Source organism: Lactobacillus acetotolerans DSM 20749 = JCM 3825, from assembly GCF_001436775.1.
GTDB classification, from domain to species: Bacteria; Bacillota; Bacilli; order Lactobacillales; family Lactobacillaceae; genus Lactobacillus; species Lactobacillus acetotolerans.
In genome coordinates, this window is sequence record NZ_AYZC01000015.1 from 13,798 (window position 1) to 31,767 (window position 17,970).

Consider the following 17,970-nt stretch of genomic DNA (forward strand, 5'->3'; position numbering starts at 1 on the left):
TTACTTGTATCCAAGAATATGATCAATTGATGGAGTACCCAACCAACCAATCATTTCTTTCATAGCTGCAGTAATAGCTTCAGTACCTGGAAGTAATAACTTACGTGGGTCATAACCCTTGTTAGCTGTATCCAAGTCTTTCTTATCTTCAATATACTTACGAGTAGCAGCTTGGAATGCTTGCTGGAATTCAGTATTGATATTAACCTTAGCAATACCCATGGTAATGGATTTCTTAACTTGGTCTTCTGGAATACCTGAACCACCGTGTAATACTAATGGAACAGAAACTGCATTAGCAATTTCCTTTAAACGATCAAAGTTCAAGCCTTTCCAGCCCTTAGGATAAACACCGTGAATGTTACCAATACCACAAGCAAGCTTGTCAACACCGGCAGCAACGAAAGTTTTAGCATCTTCAACAGAAGCCAATTCTCCGCCTTGAGCGCCTTGATTTTCACCAATCTTACCAATTTCAGCTTCAACTGAAATTCCACGTTCATGAGCCATCTTAATGATTTCCTTAGTTTTAGCTAAGTTCTCATCAGTTGGAAGATTGTGGCCATCGAACATAACTGATGAATAACCATCTTTAATACATTCAACAGCTGCATCATAATCGCCATGGTCCAAATTCAGGATAACTGGGACTGTAATACCCATAGAATCCATTTGGTCTGCAACCATGTCCTTAACAAACTTATAACCACCCATGTACTTAGAAGCACCCATTGATACTTGAATCAGTAATGGTGTCTTAGTTTCTTGTGCAGCCTTTAAAATAGCACGTGTCCATTCCAAGTTATTAGTGTTATATGCACCAACAGCATAATGGTTCTTACGAGCATCTTTAAAAATTTCGTTGCCGTTGTCAAAATAAGCCATTCGAAATACCTCCTATAAAAACTTACAATTATATTGTACCGTATTAATTAACTTATGAACAATCTTTCATTTGATGTAAGCGCTATTTATATTTTTCATTTACCGAATTACATTTCTTTAGGTGCATTTACGCCTAAAAGCCTAAGTGCCTCAGTCAAAACAGTTGATGTAGCTTGAACCAATGCAAGCCGGTCACCAATCTGATCATCATCTGTTAGAATCTTAATATTTGCATAGTACTTATTAAATTTCTTGGCTAAGTCTAAAGCATACTTAGCGATAACAGATGGTTCAAATTCTTCACTTGCTTTTGCAATAATCCTTGGAAAATCAGCCAAGTCTTTGGCTACCGCAAAAGTCCAATCATCGCTCAATTTAACATTTTGGCTTTCAGGTTTCTTGCACATTGTTTTAGCTTTTCTCAACACACTTTGTGCACGAGCATTAGTGTATTGAACATACGGACCGGTGTTTCCTTCAAAACGGACAACTTCTTCCAAATTAAAGTCAAAATCATCTGTCCGATTATTTTTAAGATCATGAAAAATAACGGCCCCGACACCAACGTCATGTGCTACCTGACCTTGATTAGGTAAGTTGGGATTTTTCTTTTGAATTTGCTTTTTAGCAAGCGATACTGCATCCTTCAAAACTTGATCAAGGAAAACAACATTGCCCCTTCTAGTGGATAATTTCTTCCCATTTTGGGTAATCAAACCAAACGGAACATGATAGATTTCATCTGCCCAATCATAGCCCATCTTTTTAAGAACGTTTTTAAGCTCGACAAAATGCTGCTTCTGTTCGTTGCCAACAACATAAATCATTTTAACAAAGTGGTACTTCTTCTTACGATAAATTGCTGCGGCTAAATCACGGGTCAAATAGATACTAGTACCATCAGACTTAACAATTATTGCTGGATTCTTATCTGGACCCATATCTACAACTTGTGCACCCTCAGATTCATGCAAGAGGCCATCTTTTTTCAACTCGTCAATAACTGGCTGCATTTTATCATTAAAGAAAGCTTCACCTTTGTAAGAATCAAAAGTTACACCTAATTCTTTATATATCCGCTTAAAATCAACCAGGGAAACTTTTCTAAACCACTTCCAAAGTCTAACCGCTTCAGGATCCTCATTTTCAAGTTTCTTAAACCATGCCCGACCTTCATCATCGAGTTTAGGATCTTTTTCAGCCTCTTTATGGAATTTCACATAGTAATGGAAAAGATTCATAATGGGATCTTTTTTCACATCTTCTTCATTTCCCCAATGCTTATAGGCTGCAATCAATTTACCAAATTGAGTACCATAATCACCAATATAATTAATCTTAATTGGGCTATAACCAACCTTTTTCATGGTCATAGCAATCGAATTCCCAATTACAGTTGACCGCAAATGTCCCATAGACATCGGCTTAGCAATATTAGGGCTCGACATATCAATCGGAACATTGCCGTGACCCAATTCTTGATCACCATAGTGTTCTTTTTGCGATAAAACATTTGCTAGAGTTAAAGAAATAAGTTTTTGGTGGTTAATTGCAAAATTAACATAAGGACCAACAGCTTTGATACTAGCAAAATCATCGCTACTTAAATTTGCAGCTATATTTTTAGCAATTTCGGCAGGATTTTTATGCATCGTTTTTGCTAATGCAAATGCAGGAAATGCATAATCTCCCATTTTTTCATTCTTAGGACGTTCAATTAATGCGTTAATCTTGTCTTTTGGCAAGTCAACCTGACTTGAGATTAATTCAACTACTTCATTTTTAAAGTCCATTATTTACCCCATTTCATAAAAAAAGCCCCTTCCTACACACGTAGAAAGAGACGAGATTATTCCCGCGGTACCACTCTAATTGATACAAAGTATCCGCTTCTTAAATTATCGATTTATTTAATTAGACACGCTTTCACAAATATTTCTATCTGTCTTACACCAACACAGATTCGCTTATTAGAAAAAATTTATTACTACTTCTAATTCTTTCAAAACTTGATTATAGCAGGAAAAAGCAACTTAGCCAATAGACTAAATATTAATCATTTTTGATTACAACCTTTGTCCCAACCGGAATATTTTTCATTAGCCAATGTGAATCAGGAATGCTCAACCGAATACAACCATGTGAGCCCTGATCTTTACCTAATTTATTGGCTTCTTTAATATTAAATTTCCCGTTTTCTTTTGTCGGTACTGAATGGAAAAGATACACATTAGTTGGATCCCAACTTGTCCAATTATGGGCACCTTCATTCAATTTTTTATTAAAGAAGGTCTCACCACGATTGCTTCGAATTTTAAAAGTTCCGATTGGAGTCATTGACTTACCGCCTTTAAATATACCAGCCGTTGAGAGCATTGTGTAAACGACTTCTTTATTCTTCAATAAATAAACCCGGTTACCCTTTAAAGAAACCCTAAGTGATAAATCTTTTTCTTTATTATTAATTTTAGGATAAGCTTTGCTTTCGCTTTTTTCGTTCCAGCTTCCCTCAGATGCAATGTCATCAGGATCTTTGTAAGGTCTAAAAGACACTGGATTACTTTTCTTTACTGAAGAAGTTTTAGCACCTTCAGATTCACTATTGTTTTCTTTTGGAATAGACAATTTGACCAGGCTAATTATGCATATCAAAATTATAAAAACAAAAGTCACGCATTTTAAAAGATTTTTTTTCATACTAAGTCAGTCTCTTTCTAAGTCAGTCTCTTTTTTAAAATTCAATATTATATTTGTACAAATTCAATAAATCTTAAAAAAGTACAGTCAATTGTATTTTACAACAAGAAGTGTTTTTTATGGTCAATTTAAGCCAGAATATTTTTTCATCAAACGCGGTAAAATTTTAGATATTACCGTTGGTCTAACCACATAATTACTTTTATAAAGTATATCACCAGCTAATGAATGAATGTACACAGCTGCCAGAATCGAGTCAATTTTAGGACCAAATTGTGCAACAAAGCCACCAATAATTCCTGCTAAAGTATCTCCCATTCCTCCAGTTGCCATACCTGGATTACCAATTGGATTGATAAATACTTGCCCTTTTTCATCATATACATGCGTATGGTTAGATTTTAAGACAAGCATTATATTCCCTTCTGCTTCCAACTTATTTAAAGCTGTTTTATTCGCACTATCCGTTTGAAACGGGATTCTAATTTGACTAAGTCTTTGCCACTCCATTTGGTGCGGGGTTAAGACAATATGTCCAGCATTAAATGGCAATAATTCATGATCTTTAGCAATTAAATCGAGTGCGCTGGCATCCAAGACAATTGTTTGCTTTTTACTAATTATATCTTTAAGCATTACTAAGACTTTTGTAGCGAAAGCACTCGTTCCTAAGCCAGGCCCACATACAATCACGTCCATATTTTTAACTAAATTGGGTAGACTATGATCGCGCCAATCAATATACATTGCTTCTGGGTCACGTGCGTGCAATGCAGTTAAATTCATTGAATGTGTGGCCACAGCCACTAAACCGCTGCCAGCAGCAATCGCACCTTCAGTAGACATAATTATAGCTCCACCGTAATTTTCACTACCACCAATTAATAAAATTCGACCATAATTACCTTTGTGAGTAGCACTTTTACGTTCTTTAATAACTTTTGTGAGAATATCTTCAGTAATTTCTACCATCATTTATCCTCCGAAGAGCCAACGCCAGAACCTTACTAAGAAGTTTACTTTGCCAGTCGATTGAAGAGCTTGGGCTCCTAAACGCATTTCGTCTGATTGAGAAAGTGAAATTAATTTTTCTGAGCCAGATTTAAATGTATAGTAATTAACCACTTGCCCCTTATTAACCGGGGCTTCAACTTCTTTATTTAGTAAGGCGGTTGAAAGCTTTTTACCATCTATCGGATCCCAAACTTCAGTGTTGTTCTGCATCCCTACACCAATACTAGTTTGTTTCCCGTCTTTTACTTTTGTAGTTGTTATGCCTTTTATAGCTTGCCCTTTAGTAAAGGTGATTGGACCATACTTAGAGAAAATATAATTCATTAATTTTTTAGTTTGGACGAAACGAGATGGGTCACTGCCGTCGCGGTGTTTTGCACCCATCACCACAGTAATAATCCTCGCATTGTTACGTTTAATAGTAGAAATAAAACAGGCCCCAGCTGCATCAGTTGTTCCGGTCTTCAACCCATCAACCTTTAAAGCTGGATCATATTGTTGTAATCCCTTTAGCATCCAGTCAGAGTTAGTCATTTTAGTTTTCTTTTTACCGTCAATAAAATCAAGGTGAGCAATCTTCGTTGTATCTAAAACGTCAGGAAAATCATTAAGTAAGTTTTGCCCAACAATTGCCATATCCTTTGCGGACATTTTATTTTCCGCATTTTTACTTACACCTGGATATGCATCTTTACCTAAATTCCCATTTGGTAATCCACAAACAGTATAAATCTGCGCATCACTAATCTTCAAGTTTCTTAACTGGTGGCGCATTTGTTTAACAAAAGCAGTTTGAGAACCGGCAACAGCTTGAGCAAGACACATGGCTGCCCCATTAGCTGATTCAATTAAAGTCGCTTCATATAATTGCTTAATTGTATATGAATGCCCTTTCTTTAAGGGAACGTTTGAATAATCAGAGTTATTAGCAACCTTTACAATGGCAGCTGAAGGTTTAACCGTTGTTACCCAAGAAATTTTTTTCTGTTTAATTGCTTGTAAAGTTAGGTAAACAGTCACTAGTTTTGTCATAGAAGCTATTGGCAAAGCCTGATTAACATTTTTACCATATAAAAGTTGTCCTGTATGACTATCAATAGCAATAGCAGATTTAACATTTAAATCAAGCTGGTCTGCATGGTAATTATCGCTTACATTATCTGTTGCACTAGCTGGTCTAGTAAAACCAGCAGCACAGGTAGCTAATGATACTACCGCAACGAAGCCAATAATTAGCTTTTTTATTTTACGAGTAAATTTCATAAATCCTCCCTTAAAAGCAGAAATATTTATATTAAGTAAGTTTTATGATTACATTTTACCAAATTTTTGGTATTATTATTCATGTGTTCTAAATATATTGTCCCGATGGCGGAATTGGCAGACGCGCAGCGTTCAGGTCGCTGTTCAGGTAACTGAGTGAAAGTTCGAATCTTTTTCGGGACATTGGAGAGCTAATCATTGATTGATTAGCTTTTTTAATATAAAATTTTTGGCAATAAATAAAAAAACATGAGGTAAAGTTATGAAGAAAAGACTAACAAAATCACGAGATAAGGTCATAGCAGGCGTCTTCGGTGGTATTGCTGAATACTTCGACTTAGACAAAGCTTGGGTAAGAATTATTGGTGCGGCAATAATTTTGTTTACCGGAGTTGGTGCTGGAGTAATCCTTTATATGATTGCTGCTATGGTTATGCCAGAACAAGATGATCACAGTGACACATTAGATGGACAATACAGGAAAAAGTAAAAATTAAATAATATTTTTATTTTTAGCAAATATGGTAACGCTTACCAATAAAAAGGTTATAATTCAAATTGAATAATTAGTTATTCATAATAAACCACAAATAAGAGGTAAAAATTATTGTCTACTAAAGTATTTAGAAGAATATTCCTTGCAGTTGTAGTTTTCTCTACCGTAACTGCTACTTTTCTATTCAGTGAAACCCAAAAAGTTAAAGCAGTTACCGTTGCGAAAACTGAATATGTTAATTCTCATACTCTTCAATAAAAATATGCACTTAAAAAGCATGATTTCAAAATATGAAATCATGCTTTTTTTCTTTCTACCAACCACTAAGGGTAACTTTACCAGTCATGTGCCCCGTTTCAACGTCAACGTGTGCTTTTCGTAAATTTTTAGCATTAATTGGTGAATAATGTTTAGTGTCAATCAATTTTAATTTCTTATCATCATACAACTTAGCCAACCTGGTCAGGATATGCGATTGGCTAATCATACCAGAAGTATGATAATAAGATTTCGTGTACATCCATTCCCAAGCAAAAGTTGCTTTTTTCTTAGTAAGCTTTTGTAAATCAATTAAGTGATGATTTTCTGTGGTCGCCGCTATAAACCCTTCTGGCTTAATCAGTTGCGCAATTTCATCCCAATGAGCATCAAGGTTTTGTAAATTTAAAATATAATCAACATACTTAAAACCTAATGCTCTAACCTGTTTAACTAAATCATGGCGGTGGTTAACGATATAATCTGCACCATTACGTTTAGCCCATTTAATTGATTCAAGACGAGAAGCCGTGGCAATAATCTTTAACCCAGCTAAATGAGCTAGCTGAACGGCAATTGAAGCAACTCCACCAGCACCATTAATGATTAAAATAACCTTATTATGATTATTCGCTTTTACATTTATTGGTAACTGTTCAAATAAAGATTCGTAAGCAGTTAATCCAACTAATGGAATTGCTGCGGCCTGTTCATCAGATAAATTTACTGGAGCGCTACCAACTATTCTTTCATCTACTAATTGGAACTCCTCATCAGAACCAGGACGGATAAAACTGCCAGCATACCATACACGATCACCGGTTTTAAAATTAGTAACTTGGTTCCCGATTTGCGCAACAGTTCCAACAGCATCCCAGCCAATTATTTTTGGATATTTTAATTGGCCACGTCCGTTCCTTCTTACACTAACATCTACTGGATTAACTGAAACAGCATTAACCTTTACCAACAAATCATGTCCTTGGACAACAGGTATTTCCTTATTAATATCAACTAAACTTTTTTCATTTTCAATAGGTAAATGTTCCTTAAATCCTATAGCTTTCATATTTTTCATTTGTTTTCTCCTTTGCTTAAATAATTATAAATTCAAGCTATTTATCTGTTAATAAGTGAATTCATATTCACTTAGGGACTAATTATTCACCTACTTTTATTTAAATAAACAACTTAAAAAGTAATCTTAAGCAAAAGCAATGCTAAAATACTATAATTATTAAAGTTATTAATGAGGTGATATTATTGCGTAAAATTTATAATTGCGATCCAGGATGTCCGGTACAAAGTACATTACAGTTCATTTCTGGAAAATGGAAGACCGTTATCATGTACCATTTATTTAAGAATTCAAAGTTAAGATTTTCTGAATTACAGAGGAAGCTTCCCTACGTTAACAAACGAATGCTATCTAAACAGTTATTGGAACTTGAAAAAGACAATATTATCCACAAAGAAATTTATCCCGTTGTTCCTGTTAAAACAGAATACACACTAACAAATTTTGGTAAAAGCTTTGAACCAATTGTTAATGCCATGGAGATCTGGGGAGAAAACTTTAACCAAAACAGCAAAAGAGATCATTAAGAAGTTTCTTAACGATCTCTTTATTTATTACTTACCCCATAAAAATTTTATTAATAAGTCATCAACTTTAGGATTTTCATGCAATTTACTATGCTGAGCGTTTGGACCAGTAATCATATGTTCTTCGTAATGACTTGCTCTTGGAGAAACCAGGTACTTCAGGGAACGTGCAGAATAAATAGTTACATCATCGTCTGAATGCGTACCATTTTCTAAATCACCATAAATATTCATCACACTAACGCCCTTCGGATAAATTTGTCGCAACTTAGTTAATTTTTTATAATCTGAATCCATTTGATGGGGTTTACCATTTTTATAATTATGCGAATAAGCAGTATTTTGCATGCCACGAATCCCATTAAAGTGACCAGCAATATCAACTTGCCGTTTAACCTGTGGGAATTTTTTACGCTGACCATAATAAAGAAGCATAAACAAAATATCCATATTCCCCATAGAATGACCTACGAGGTTCATTTTAGTAAATGGATATTTTGTTTGTACCGACGTTATGGCGTTATAAGCAAAACGAGCATCAGTTTGGTAATTATGGTTATGATTATCTAAGAAACCTACTTTAATAATCGGATTTTGTGCATTCTTAGAAATATGACCACTTAATTTAACGTTTCCATTTTTATCTACGATGGCCGTCATCACATCTTTAGTAACATTAGCTTCTTGAGCTGCATTTACCATATGGCTTTCAGCATTAACACTTGATCCCCAGCCATGAAAGAAGAAAGTCGGTGTCGTACTGATATATCCAACTTGTGTCTTTGACAGCTGTTTATTAGATTTTATAGTGTTTTTTGAACAAGCTGTAACCAATAAAATCAAAAGCAACATTAAAAAAATTAAAAATTTAGATTTTCTTATTTTGGAAAACATTACTGTTTCTCCCTTTCATACTTATTTTTGAATGTATTTTATGCCAAAAGACACAACATAATAAATATTTAAGCCTTAAATTGCATCAATTTTTTCTTATTGCTAAAATAGAGGTCCTTGGCAGGGGCGTAACGGCAAGTAACATTACTTGTCGTTTTTCTTTATACTTTAGTAAACGCTTTCTACTTTTATGACGATTATATGCTATAGTAGCAGTGTAGAAATAATATGATGCTGGTGAAGATAGTAAATATTATTTTTACAATAAGCAGTTAATATTAATTTTGTATAGTATGTCTTAATCTTAAATTACCAAAAAAGCGTTGACACTCTAATTGAATGTCAACGCTCTTTTTTATGCCCTAATATGAAATTTACTTAAAACATTTGTAACTTTGCTACCAAGAATTTTTTGAGCAAGTTTAGATTTAACCGTTACAAAAATATAAAAGATCACACCAGCTAATACAGAAACAAATACAATAATTAAAGCAGGTATTCGACGCTCAGGAGTTAATACAATTTCCATAACTTTTTCAACGGCTTCAACAATTAAAAACATTTCGATCGAAAATACCGCAATACCGATAAAACGTCGACACGTTCTACCAATATTAAAGTTAAATCCGACTTCAAGGTGTTTAATTGCTAAGAAAATAATGACCAACATTCCAATATTAGTAGAAATCAATGGCCCGTATATCTTAAACAAATAAATCATTGGGTATTGTAGGAGTATCTTTATAACTGATCCTAATACTAAATATTTAATTGCTAATCCATTTTCTGATAATCCCTGTAAGATTGCCATCAATACCGTAAACAGACCTAAACTAATTGCCGTAAAAGATGACAGGTATAAGACACTAGAACCTAGAGAATCATAACCGTAAAAAATTGTATAAATAGGAGTTGAAATAGCAGCCATTCCAAATGAAGCAGGAATCATAACAAATAAAAATAAATCTAACGTATTACTAATCTGTTTAGAAATATTTTTATAATTTCCCTGTGTATGTGCTGCTGACAAAAGTGGAATAGCTGTTACGGCCATTGCACTAGCCATTGATACGATAATCATAATTAATTTATTGGAGTTCAATGCAAACAATGCATACCAACTTTCGATCGTATCATAGCTTGCCTTGATTAAACCTGCAATCATTGGGTGGAATGTGTATTGGTCAACCAAATAAAATAATTGGATACCAGCATCAATTATGATAAACGGAATAGCCTGTTCAATAATTTCAACAAACAAACTTCCAGTTGAAACGTGAATCTGATCATCTGAACTTGCAATCAGACTATTCATTTTCTTCCGACGTCTAAGTAAGAACCAAACTAACACTGCTATTCCAAAAATTGCACCAATTGCAGCTGCGAAGTTCGATTGAATAACCGCATGTACATAGGAACCATGTTGCATTTGCATAATTACGTATGCAGATAAAAGCATCCAAATAACTCTAGCAAGTTGCTCAGCAAACTGCGACATCGCGGATGGCATCATATCAGCATACCCTTGAAAGTAGCCACGCATAATACTCAAAATTGGAATAATCAAAATTGCACAGGCTAAGCTTCGCATAACTGCAACTTGCCTTGGATCGCTCTGACTACCATTCGAAGCTAGTAGAGGCGATGCAAAATACATAATGCCGGCACAAACAATGCCCAGGATTGCCATCAAAAACAATCCTTTACGAAAAAGTTTTCGACCAACTCCATACTCATTGAGCGCGTTATATTTAGCTACTTGCTTGGCTACAGCACCCGGAATTCCAGCAGTTGAGATTAAAATAAATATACTATAAATATTGTAACTTCTTGCTGTTAAAGCATTAGCAATGTTCCCATATTTACCCATCCATGCGTACCAGGGAATGATATAAAGTGCACCCAATATACGTGAGGCAATGGAACCAAAAGTCATCCATGCAGAACCTTTAATAAAAGTATCCTGCGTGTCCTTATCATTTAAATTATTTTCTTTCATTTATTTTCCCTAATTCATGTACTAACAGTTTATTTTGAAGCAATTAAGCCAATTAATAATAAAATAATGGATTTTTTAGGAAAAATTAAACTTATTTAGCAACGATATTAACAATTTTATTAGGAATTACTATAACCTTTTTAATATCTTTACCCTTCAAGAATTTTTGTACATGTGGCAAAGCAGTAGCTTGTTTTTGAAGGTCATCTTTAGCCGTATCCTTAGCTGTTTGAAACTTACCACGAAGCTTACCGTTAACTTGGACCATAATCCGGACGGTTGATTCAACTAATTTGGATGGATCATAAGTTGGCCATTTGGCATAAGTTATTGAATGATTATGACCATAAACAGACCAAATTTCTTCCATCATGTGGGGTGCAACTGGAGCTAAGAGTTTGATAAAACCTTCTGCATATTCACGTGGGATGGTTTTAGCTTTTTGTGCTGCATTAACAAAAACCATCATTTGTGAAATTGCGGTATTAAAGTGAAGAGCATCAAAATCTTCGGTAACCTTTTTGACAGTCTCGTTATAAACCTTATCTAAAGTACCATCATTTTTATCAACAATCTTTTCCTGGGGAATTGCCTTCAAGTCAAGATCATTAACAAATAGCCGCCATACACGATCTAAGAACTTCTTAGTTGAAGCAGGACCATTATCATCCCAGTCAATTGACGCATCTAGTGGACCCATAAACATTTCATACATTCTAAGTGAGTCAGCACCATATTCATCAATTACGTCATCCGGATTAACGACATTCCCTTTGGACTTAGACATTTTTTCATGGTTCTTTAAAATCAAACCTTGGTTATATAAACGCTTAAATGGTTCCTTAGTTGGAACAACACCTAAATCATAAAGGACTTTATGCCAGAATCTTGCATACAATAAATGTCGAACCGCATGTTCAGCACCACCAATATAAAGGTCAACTGGAAGCCATTGCTTCAACAAATCATAGTTAGCAATTTCCTCATCATTGTGTGGATCAACATAACGAATATAGTACCAAGAGGAACCAGCCCAATTTGGCATGGTATTGGTTTCTCGTTTACCTTTTCTACCATTCTTATCAACCACGTTTACCCAGTCAGTTAGGTTGGCAAGTGGACTTTCTGGCGTCCCAGATGGCTTAATATTTTTAGCATGTGGTAAAAGTAGTGGTAATTGATCTTCAGGAACAAGGGTTGTTTCCCCATCTTCCCAATGAATTATAGGAATTGGTTCACCCCAGTATCTTTGACGACTGAAGTCCCAATCACGAAGTTTATAATTTACTTTCTTTTTACCAACATTATGCTCTTCAAGCCACTCAACCATTTTCTTTTTAGCTTCTTTAATATTTAAGCCATTAAGAAATTCTGAATTGATATGTGGACCATCACCGGTAAAGGCTGCCTTATCAAGGTTGCCACCCTTAACCACTTGTTTAATTGGTAAATTAAACTTTTTAGCAAACGCATAGTCACGATCATCATGGGCTGGAACCGCCATAACGGCACCAGTACCATAACTTGCTAAAACATAATCAGAAATCCAAATTGGAATTTCTTCACTATTTACCGGATTGATTGCGAAAGCCCCAGTAAATACACCAGTTTTATCCTTATTTAAATCTGTTCTTTCAAGGTCAGATTTAGATTCAATCTTTTTAATATACTTGTTTACGTCATCTTTATGACCATCAGTAGTAATTTCTTGAACTAATTTATTTTCTGGGGCTAAAACAGTGTAACTTGCACCAAATAAAGTATCAGGACGAGTAGTAAAAATATCAAAACTCTTATCTGTACCTTTGATTTTAAATTTAACTTGGGCACCGACCGAACGACCAATCCAATTCCTTTGCATTTCCTTAACGGGTTCAGGCCAATCCAAATCATCTAATCCCTTAAGAAGGCGATCAGCATAAGCCGTCATTTTAAGCATCCATTGCCGCATATTACGCCGATATACTGGATAACCACCACGTTCGGTCTTACCATCAACTATCTCTTCATTAGCCACAACAGTACCTAAATCAGGGGACCAGTTAACAGGAACTTCTGCTTCATAAGCAAGGCCCATCTTATACATCTGCTCAAAGACCCATTGGGTCCACTTGTAATACTTAGGATCACTGGTTTTAATTTCACGATCCCAGTCATATGAAAAACCTAATCTATTTAATTGCTTCTTAAAATTAGCAATATTTTGATTAGTAACAGTGGCTGGATCTTGCCCGGTTTTCAGAGCATATTGCTCTGTTGGGAGACCAAATGCATCCCATCCCATTGGGTGAAGAACGTTATAACCCTGTGCACGCTTCATTCGAGCAATAATATCAGTGGCTGTATAGCCTTCTGGGTGCCCTACGTGCAAACCTTTACCTGATGGAAAAGGAAACATATCTAAAACATAATAATTCTTCTTATTGGGATCTGTACCTGTTTTAAAGGTATCATGCTCTGCCCAATATTTTTGCCATTTTTTCTCAACAACTTTGTGATTATACACGGCTTTTATCTCCTCATAAAAAAAGCCCTATGAAATTAATCATAGGACGAATAATCGCGATACCACCTAAGTTCCACGTTAAAAACGTGACACTCAATTGCCCCTTAACGCGGATAGCATAACGATAGGTAATTTACCAGGCTCAGTTCACAACGTGCTTTTTTAGATCTTTCAGCAAACGACCCTTCTCTGAACAAAAACATAAATTGTTACTAGTTCCTGACCTTTATTTTTTCATAGATAATGATTATAATTTACCACAAATGCTAAAAAATACAAGAGGAGAAAGTATCTTGATCAATACAAAAAGGCCGCCTAGAGACACTTTAATACCCGGTACTATTTTTTTAATTATTTATACAATTTGGGCTATTTTAGTATCTTCAGGAAGTCAATTCATTCATAACTTTGACAACGAAGTTATCAATATTATTTGCAATAACAATGTAGCAAACATTAAATTTGCTACAATTTTTACTAATTTAGGTAATACCAATGTTATTGTCATTGAAACAATAATCTTATTTATTATTTTATTAGTATTTAAGCAATATGCTTACGCGTTTTACACGGCTGGCACAATGGCCGCAGCTAATGGTTACAACTGGATTATTAAGCATGCGATTGAACGGCACCGTCCTTTCGTCCACCATTTAGTCTACGCAAGTGGTTATAGTTTCCCATCAGGCCACTCTGTTGGCAGTGCTACACTATTTGGGATATTAATTGTTTTAACGATTCTGCTTGTAAAAAGTAAAACTTTTAAATCCATTTTAATAATTTTCTGGGCGTGTTTCCCATTGTTAATTGGTTATACCCGAGTTTATACTCATGTCCATTACCCGTCAGATGTGCTTGGTGGTTGGATTGAAGGTATTACTTTTGTACTCATCGGTTACTCATTTCTATATCACTTCTACCTTGAACCAAAGTGGAAAACAATATATCAATCATAAAAAAATCCATGTCAATATGACATGGATTTTTTGCTTGGCATTTAATGAGTAGAATGCTTAATTTTATGAACTTTATAAATATGATTAAGAGCAATTGAAATAATAATTACAACGAAAGATACAACATAAACACCCTTCAAAGCACTGAATAAAACTTGTCTTAATTGTGGTATCAAATTTGGCGCTAACTCTTTCGCCTTTGCAGCAGATACAATTTTGTTCATCATCCCTTGGTTTAAATTACTATATTTAGCCAATTGATGGGCAACGATCGTATTGAAAGTAATACCATAAATTGAAACCATCATTGTTTGCCCAAGATACTTCATCAAGGTATTAAAAGAAGTAGCAACACCAATATCTTTTGGATCAACAAGCACCTGTGAACGTACCTGTGCAGCAGTAGTAATAGCACCAAAGGCAAAACCATTTACAGCTGCTACCACACAAAATACCCAAAACGGTGTATAAATTGGAACAAATACAAGAATCAAATCAGCAAAAACTAATAAGATCAACATGTAATCAAATGTTCGTTTAATACCCCAATGACCAAGCATCCAGCCAATCAGGAATGAACCAACAACCCACATCACTGAACTTGGAGTTACGGCAAAACCTGCAAGAGAGGCATTAGTACCATTAATTCCTTGCATCCAGGTTGGAATATAAAATTCAAAACCAATTACAACACCTGAAATAAGTAAGGCAATTAAATTAAGTGCAAGAAACTCTCTGTCTTTAAGCATGGTAAAAGGCATTATTGGGTCGTCTGCACGCTTTTCTGCCCTAATAAAGGCAATTACAGCTAGAATTATTAAGGCTGCTAAAGCAAGCATTATCCAAAGACTAAGGCTACCTAATTCCTGCAAGAAGAACATTAAAGTAAGAAGTAAAACAATCAACCAAACTGTTCCTTTTAAATCTAATTTTGATTTCGTATGATGTTTTGGCTCTTTTAAATAAAATAAAACCAATAAGAATGCAATAACACCAATAGGCACATTAATATAAAATATCCAATGCCATGATAAATGCTGGACAATAAATCCACCAAGCAATGGTGCGATCACTGAAGCCACACCCCAAAAACCAGAGTTAAGTCCTAGCATTTTAGTTCGTTTATTTAAAGTGTATAAATCTGCAATGATTGTAATGGCAACCGGCTGAACTGCTCCTGAACCCAAACCTTGAATTACTCGAAAAAGGATTAGTTCGACCATATTTTGTGCAAGACCACAAAGTGATGAACCAACCACGAATAATGCAATTCCAAACAAAAAAACTGGCTTACGCCCAATGCTATCTGCCAGTTTCCCATATAAAGGAGTCGAAACTGCGGTCATAAACAGGAAAATTGATACAACCCAATTCATTATTTCCAATCCATTTAGATCAGAAACAATTGTTGGCATTGCTGTAGAAACAATCGTTCCTTCAATCGCAGCCATAAAGGTTGTCATAAAAATTGCAAGCGTGACTACTGGCACGTTTGTTTTTTTCATCCTTTACTTCCTCCCTTTATTCATGCTTTTTAACAAAATCTTTTAAGGCCTGTACCTTATCGGTTTTCTCCCACGGCAAATCAATGTCTGTTCTGCCAAAATGGCCATAAGCAGCAGTTTGCTCATAAATAGGACGACGGAGATTTAACATCTCAATAATTCCAGCTGGACGAAGGTCAAAAATATGCCGAACCGCCTTAGTTAAAATTTCATCACTAACTTTACCAGTACCAGCAGTATCAATCATAACTGAAACTGGGTGAGCCACACCAATTGCATAAGCGAGTTGAACTTCACACCGGTATGCAAGGCCAGCCGCAACGATATTTTTTGCAACATAACGAGCTGCATAACTTGCACTCCGGTCAACCTTTGTAGGATCTTTGCCTGAAAAGGCACCACCACCGTGACGAGCATATCCACCATAGGTATCAACAATTATTTTACGACCTGTAAGTCCTGAATCACCTTTAGGGCCACCAATAACAAAGCGTCCTGAGGGATTAATCAGAAACTTTGTTTCATCATCCAAATACTTAGCAGGAATAACTTCTTTAATCACTAAATCTATCATTGCACGACGAATTTCATCGTTCGAAACTTCTGCATCGGTTTGAGTAGAAATAACTACCGTATCAACCCGCTTAGGTCTATGATTTTCATCATATTCAACAGTAACTTGAGCTTTAGCATCTGGACGAAGCCACTCAAGTGTTTTATCTTTTCTAAGTTTTGCGACGCGCATCATTAAATGATGAGCCAATGAAATTGGTAAAGGCATAAGTTCTGGCGTTTCTTTAATAGCAAAGCCAAACATTAATCCTTGGTCACCCGCACCAATTTGATCCAATTTATCTTTATCAGATGAATTTTCTCTAGTTTCTAAAGAATGATCAACACCACTAGCAATATCAGGTGATTGTTCATCAATATCAACTAAGACAGCACAATTATTGCCATCGAATCCTAATTCTGGTCGATCATAACCAATCTTCAAAACTGTTTTACGAACAACACCTTGAATGTTGACGTAAGCTTTAGTTGAAATTTCTCCAAATACATAAACTAAACCAGTGGTTACAATTGTCTCACATGCCACGTGAGAATTAGGATCTTTCTCCAAAAGTGCATCCAAAATTGCATCTGAAATTTGGTCAGCAACCTTATCAGGATGACCCTCAGATACTGATTCAGAAGTAAACAAACGTTTTTCCATATTTAGTCCCCCTATATAGACAATGGCTATCCGGTTACAAGGCATCTCCACTATTAAGTGAATCCTCTCAGGACTTGAACCGATAAAATATACTTTCGTCCTGCTCTTAAGCATAAAAAAGAGACTACCGAATGCATTCGGTAGTCTCGGAACGATGGAGGATACAGGGCTCGGACCTGTGACCTCCTGCTTGTAAGGCAGATGCTCTCCCAGCTGAGCTAATCCTCCATAGTGACCCGTACGGGATTTGAACCCATGTTACCGCCGTGAAAGGGCGATGTCTTAACCACTTGACCAACGGGTCATAATCCTTAACTAAAGCACACTAATTAGTATACTTGATAAAAGATAAAATGCAAGTTTTCTTTTAAAAAAATTAAACAAAAAATGATGTAAATAAAACTTACATCATTTCATAATATGGAGGATACAGGGCTCGGACCTGTGACCTCCTGCTTGTAAGGCAGATGCTCTCCCAGCTGAGCTAATCCTCCAAAATATTAATATACAGGCTTGAGCCTTACGGAGTGTGAGGGATTTGAACCCTCGATACAGGTATAAGCCCGTATACATGATTTCCAATCATGCTCCTTAAGCCACTCGGACAACACTCCATATAAACTCCGGCTGTCAGGCTCGAACTGACGACATCTTGATTAACAGTCAAGCGCTCTAC

Annotated in this window: 15 protein-coding genes, 5 tRNA genes and 1 riboswitch; of the genes, 5 read left to right on the top strand and 15 right to left on the bottom strand. The window is 35.6% G+C overall.

The features are described 5' to 3' along the window. The 5 genes from fba to FC77_RS03565 form a co-directional block, all read right to left on the bottom strand. A complete protein-coding gene (gene fba, locus FC77_RS03545) occupies nucleotides 1-885 on the bottom strand; it encodes a class II fructose-1,6-bisphosphate aldolase (RefSeq protein WP_054681671.1) in 885 nt (294 codons plus the stop codon). A gap of 107 nt (nucleotides 886-992) precedes the next feature. Then, the gene (gene argS, locus FC77_RS03550; RefSeq protein ID WP_056970158.1) at nucleotides 993-2,678 is read right to left on the bottom strand and encodes an arginine--tRNA ligase; all 1,686 of its coding nucleotides are present in this window, start codon (nucleotides 2,676-2,678) and stop codon (nucleotides 993-995) included. A gap of 259 nt (nucleotides 2,679-2,937) precedes the next feature. Then, on the bottom strand, nucleotides 2,938-3,582 hold the full coding sequence (locus FC77_RS03555; RefSeq protein ID WP_056970159.1) for a L,D-transpeptidase family protein: 645 nt from the start codon (nucleotides 3,580-3,582) through the stop codon (nucleotides 2,938-2,940). Between the two features lie 123 nt (nucleotides 3,583-3,705). Further along, nucleotides 3,706-4,554 (bottom strand): NAD(P)H-hydrate dehydratase, encoded by an 849-nt coding sequence (locus FC77_RS03560; protein ID WP_056970168.1) that lies wholly within the window; start codon nucleotides 4,552-4,554, stop codon nucleotides 3,706-3,708. Nucleotides 4,555-4,557: 3 nt separating this feature from the next. Beyond that, nucleotides 4,558-5,859, bottom strand: coding sequence for a serine hydrolase (locus tag FC77_RS03565; RefSeq protein ID WP_056970160.1), 1,302 nt, complete (start codon nucleotides 5,857-5,859; stop codon nucleotides 4,558-4,560). Nucleotides 5,860-5,958: 99 nt separating this feature from the next. Between FC77_RS03565 and FC77_RS03570 the strand changes: the two genes are divergently transcribed. The 3 genes from FC77_RS03570 to FC77_RS07980 all read left to right on the top strand — a co-directional run bounded on the left by FC77_RS03570 (nucleotide 5,959) and on the right by FC77_RS07980 (nucleotide 6,613). Next, a tRNA-Leu gene (locus FC77_RS03570) sits at nucleotides 5,959-6,042 on the top strand. A gap of 79 nt (nucleotides 6,043-6,121) precedes the next feature. Then, complete coding sequence (locus tag FC77_RS03575; RefSeq protein ID WP_054681669.1) at nucleotides 6,122-6,349, top strand: PspC domain-containing protein; 228 nt, start codon at nucleotides 6,122-6,124, stop codon at nucleotides 6,347-6,349. 117 nt (nucleotides 6,350-6,466) lie between these two features. Further along, nucleotides 6,467-6,613 carry a hypothetical protein gene (locus FC77_RS07980; RefSeq protein WP_156171234.1) on the top strand — a complete coding sequence of 49 codons (147 nt, stop codon included), beginning with the start codon at nucleotides 6,467-6,469 and terminating at the stop codon, nucleotides 6,611-6,613. Between the two features lie 55 nt (nucleotides 6,614-6,668). Here FC77_RS07980 and FC77_RS03580 read toward each other — a convergent pair whose 3' ends face one another. Beyond that, a complete protein-coding gene (locus FC77_RS03580) occupies nucleotides 6,669-7,682 on the bottom strand; it encodes a zinc-binding alcohol dehydrogenase family protein (RefSeq protein ID WP_151443686.1) in 1,014 nt (337 codons plus the stop codon). A gap of 194 nt (nucleotides 7,683-7,876) precedes the next feature. On the opposite strand from FC77_RS03580, the gene FC77_RS03585 reads away from it, so the two are divergent. Next, nucleotides 7,877-8,218: a winged helix-turn-helix transcriptional regulator gene (locus FC77_RS03585; protein ID WP_054681666.1), complete on the top strand. Its 342-nt coding sequence runs from the start codon at nucleotides 7,877-7,879 to the stop codon at nucleotides 8,216-8,218. Nucleotides 8,219-8,245: 27 nt separating this feature from the next. On the opposite strand, the gene FC77_RS03590 is transcribed toward FC77_RS03585, so the two are convergent. From FC77_RS03590 to leuS, 3 genes are all read right to left on the bottom strand, one after another. Beyond that, on the bottom strand, nucleotides 8,246-9,100 hold the full coding sequence (locus FC77_RS03590) for an alpha/beta hydrolase (RefSeq protein ID WP_162258098.1): 855 nt from the start codon (nucleotides 9,098-9,100) through the stop codon (nucleotides 8,246-8,248). Nucleotides 9,101-9,467: 367 nt separating this feature from the next. After that, nucleotides 9,468-11,111 (bottom strand): putative polysaccharide biosynthesis protein, encoded by a 1,644-nt coding sequence (locus FC77_RS03595; protein ID WP_056970163.1) that lies wholly within the window; start codon nucleotides 11,109-11,111, stop codon nucleotides 9,468-9,470. 91 nt (nucleotides 11,112-11,202) lie between these two features. Beyond that, complete coding sequence (leuS, locus tag FC77_RS03600; protein ID WP_056970164.1) at nucleotides 11,203-13,617, bottom strand: leucine--tRNA ligase; 2,415 nt, start codon at nucleotides 13,615-13,617, stop codon at nucleotides 11,203-11,205. Nucleotides 13,618-13,910: 293 nt separating this feature from the next. Here leuS and FC77_RS03605 point away from each other — a divergent pair, with 293 nt between their 5' ends. Next, on the top strand, nucleotides 13,911-14,573 hold the full coding sequence (locus FC77_RS03605) for a phosphatase PAP2 family protein (protein ID WP_056970165.1): 663 nt from the start codon (nucleotides 13,911-13,913) through the stop codon (nucleotides 14,571-14,573). 41 nt (nucleotides 14,574-14,614) lie between these two features. Here FC77_RS03605 and FC77_RS03610 read toward each other — a convergent pair whose 3' ends face one another. From FC77_RS03610 to FC77_RS03635, 6 genes are all read right to left on the bottom strand, one after another. Continuing rightward, the gene (locus FC77_RS03610; RefSeq protein ID WP_056970166.1) at nucleotides 14,615-16,078 is read right to left on the bottom strand and encodes an MDR family MFS transporter; all 1,464 of its coding nucleotides are present in this window, start codon (nucleotides 16,076-16,078) and stop codon (nucleotides 14,615-14,617) included. Nucleotides 16,079-16,094: 16 nt separating this feature from the next. After that, nucleotides 16,095-17,294 (bottom strand): methionine adenosyltransferase, encoded by a 1,200-nt coding sequence (gene metK, locus FC77_RS03615; RefSeq protein WP_056970167.1) that lies wholly within the window; start codon nucleotides 17,292-17,294, stop codon nucleotides 16,095-16,097. Next, nucleotides 17,292-17,379, bottom strand: a riboswitch (SMK box riboswitch). Its footprint overlaps the gene before it by 3 nt. A gap of 70 nt (nucleotides 17,380-17,449) precedes the next feature. Beyond that, nucleotides 17,450-17,522: transfer RNA gene (locus FC77_RS03620), tRNA-Val, on the bottom strand. 4 nt (nucleotides 17,523-17,526) lie between these two features. Then, nucleotides 17,527-17,598, bottom strand: a tRNA-Glu gene (locus FC77_RS03625). A gap of 117 nt (nucleotides 17,599-17,715) precedes the next feature. Further along, nucleotides 17,716-17,788: transfer RNA gene (locus tag FC77_RS03630), tRNA-Val, on the bottom strand. A gap of 29 nt (nucleotides 17,789-17,817) precedes the next feature. Beyond that, nucleotides 17,818-17,908: transfer RNA gene (locus FC77_RS03635), tRNA-Ser, on the bottom strand. Between the last annotated feature and the right edge of the window lie 62 nt (nucleotides 17,909-17,970).

Excerpts from the sequence above, each read along its gene's own strand:
- FC77_RS03595 (WP_056970163.1), bottom strand. The coding sequence starts at position 11,111 with ATGAAAGAAAATAATTTAAATGATAAGGACACGCAGGATACTTTTATT.
- FC77_RS03555 (WP_056970159.1), bottom strand. The coding sequence starts at position 3,582 with ATGAAAAAAAATCTTTTAAAATGCGTGACTTTTGTTTTTATAATTTTG.
- metK (WP_056970167.1), bottom strand. The coding sequence starts at position 17,294 with ATGGAAAAACGTTTGTTTACTTCTGAATCAGTATCTGAGGGTCATCCT.
- FC77_RS03565 (WP_056970160.1), bottom strand. The coding sequence starts at position 5,859 with ATGAAATTTACTCGTAAAATAAAAAAGCTAATTATTGGCTTCGTTGCG.
- argS (WP_056970158.1), bottom strand. The coding sequence starts at position 2,678 with ATGGACTTTAAAAATGAAGTAGTTGAATTAATCTCAAGTCAGGTTGAC.
- FC77_RS03610 (WP_056970166.1), bottom strand. The coding sequence starts at position 16,078 with ATGAAAAAAACAAACGTGCCAGTAGTCACGCTTGCAATTTTTATGACA.
- FC77_RS03580 (WP_151443686.1), bottom strand. The coding sequence starts at position 7,682 with ATGAAAGCTATAGGATTTAAGGAACATTTACCTATTGAAAATGAAAAA.
- fba (WP_054681671.1), bottom strand. The coding sequence starts at position 885 with ATGGCTTATTTTGACAACGGCAACGAAATTTTTAAAGATGCTCGTAAG.
- FC77_RS03575 (WP_054681669.1), top strand. The coding sequence starts at position 6,122 with ATGAAGAAAAGACTAACAAAATCACGAGATAAGGTCATAGCAGGCGTC.
- FC77_RS03560 (WP_056970168.1), bottom strand. The coding sequence starts at position 4,554 with ATGGTAGAAATTACTGAAGATATTCTCACAAAAGTTATTAAAGAACGT.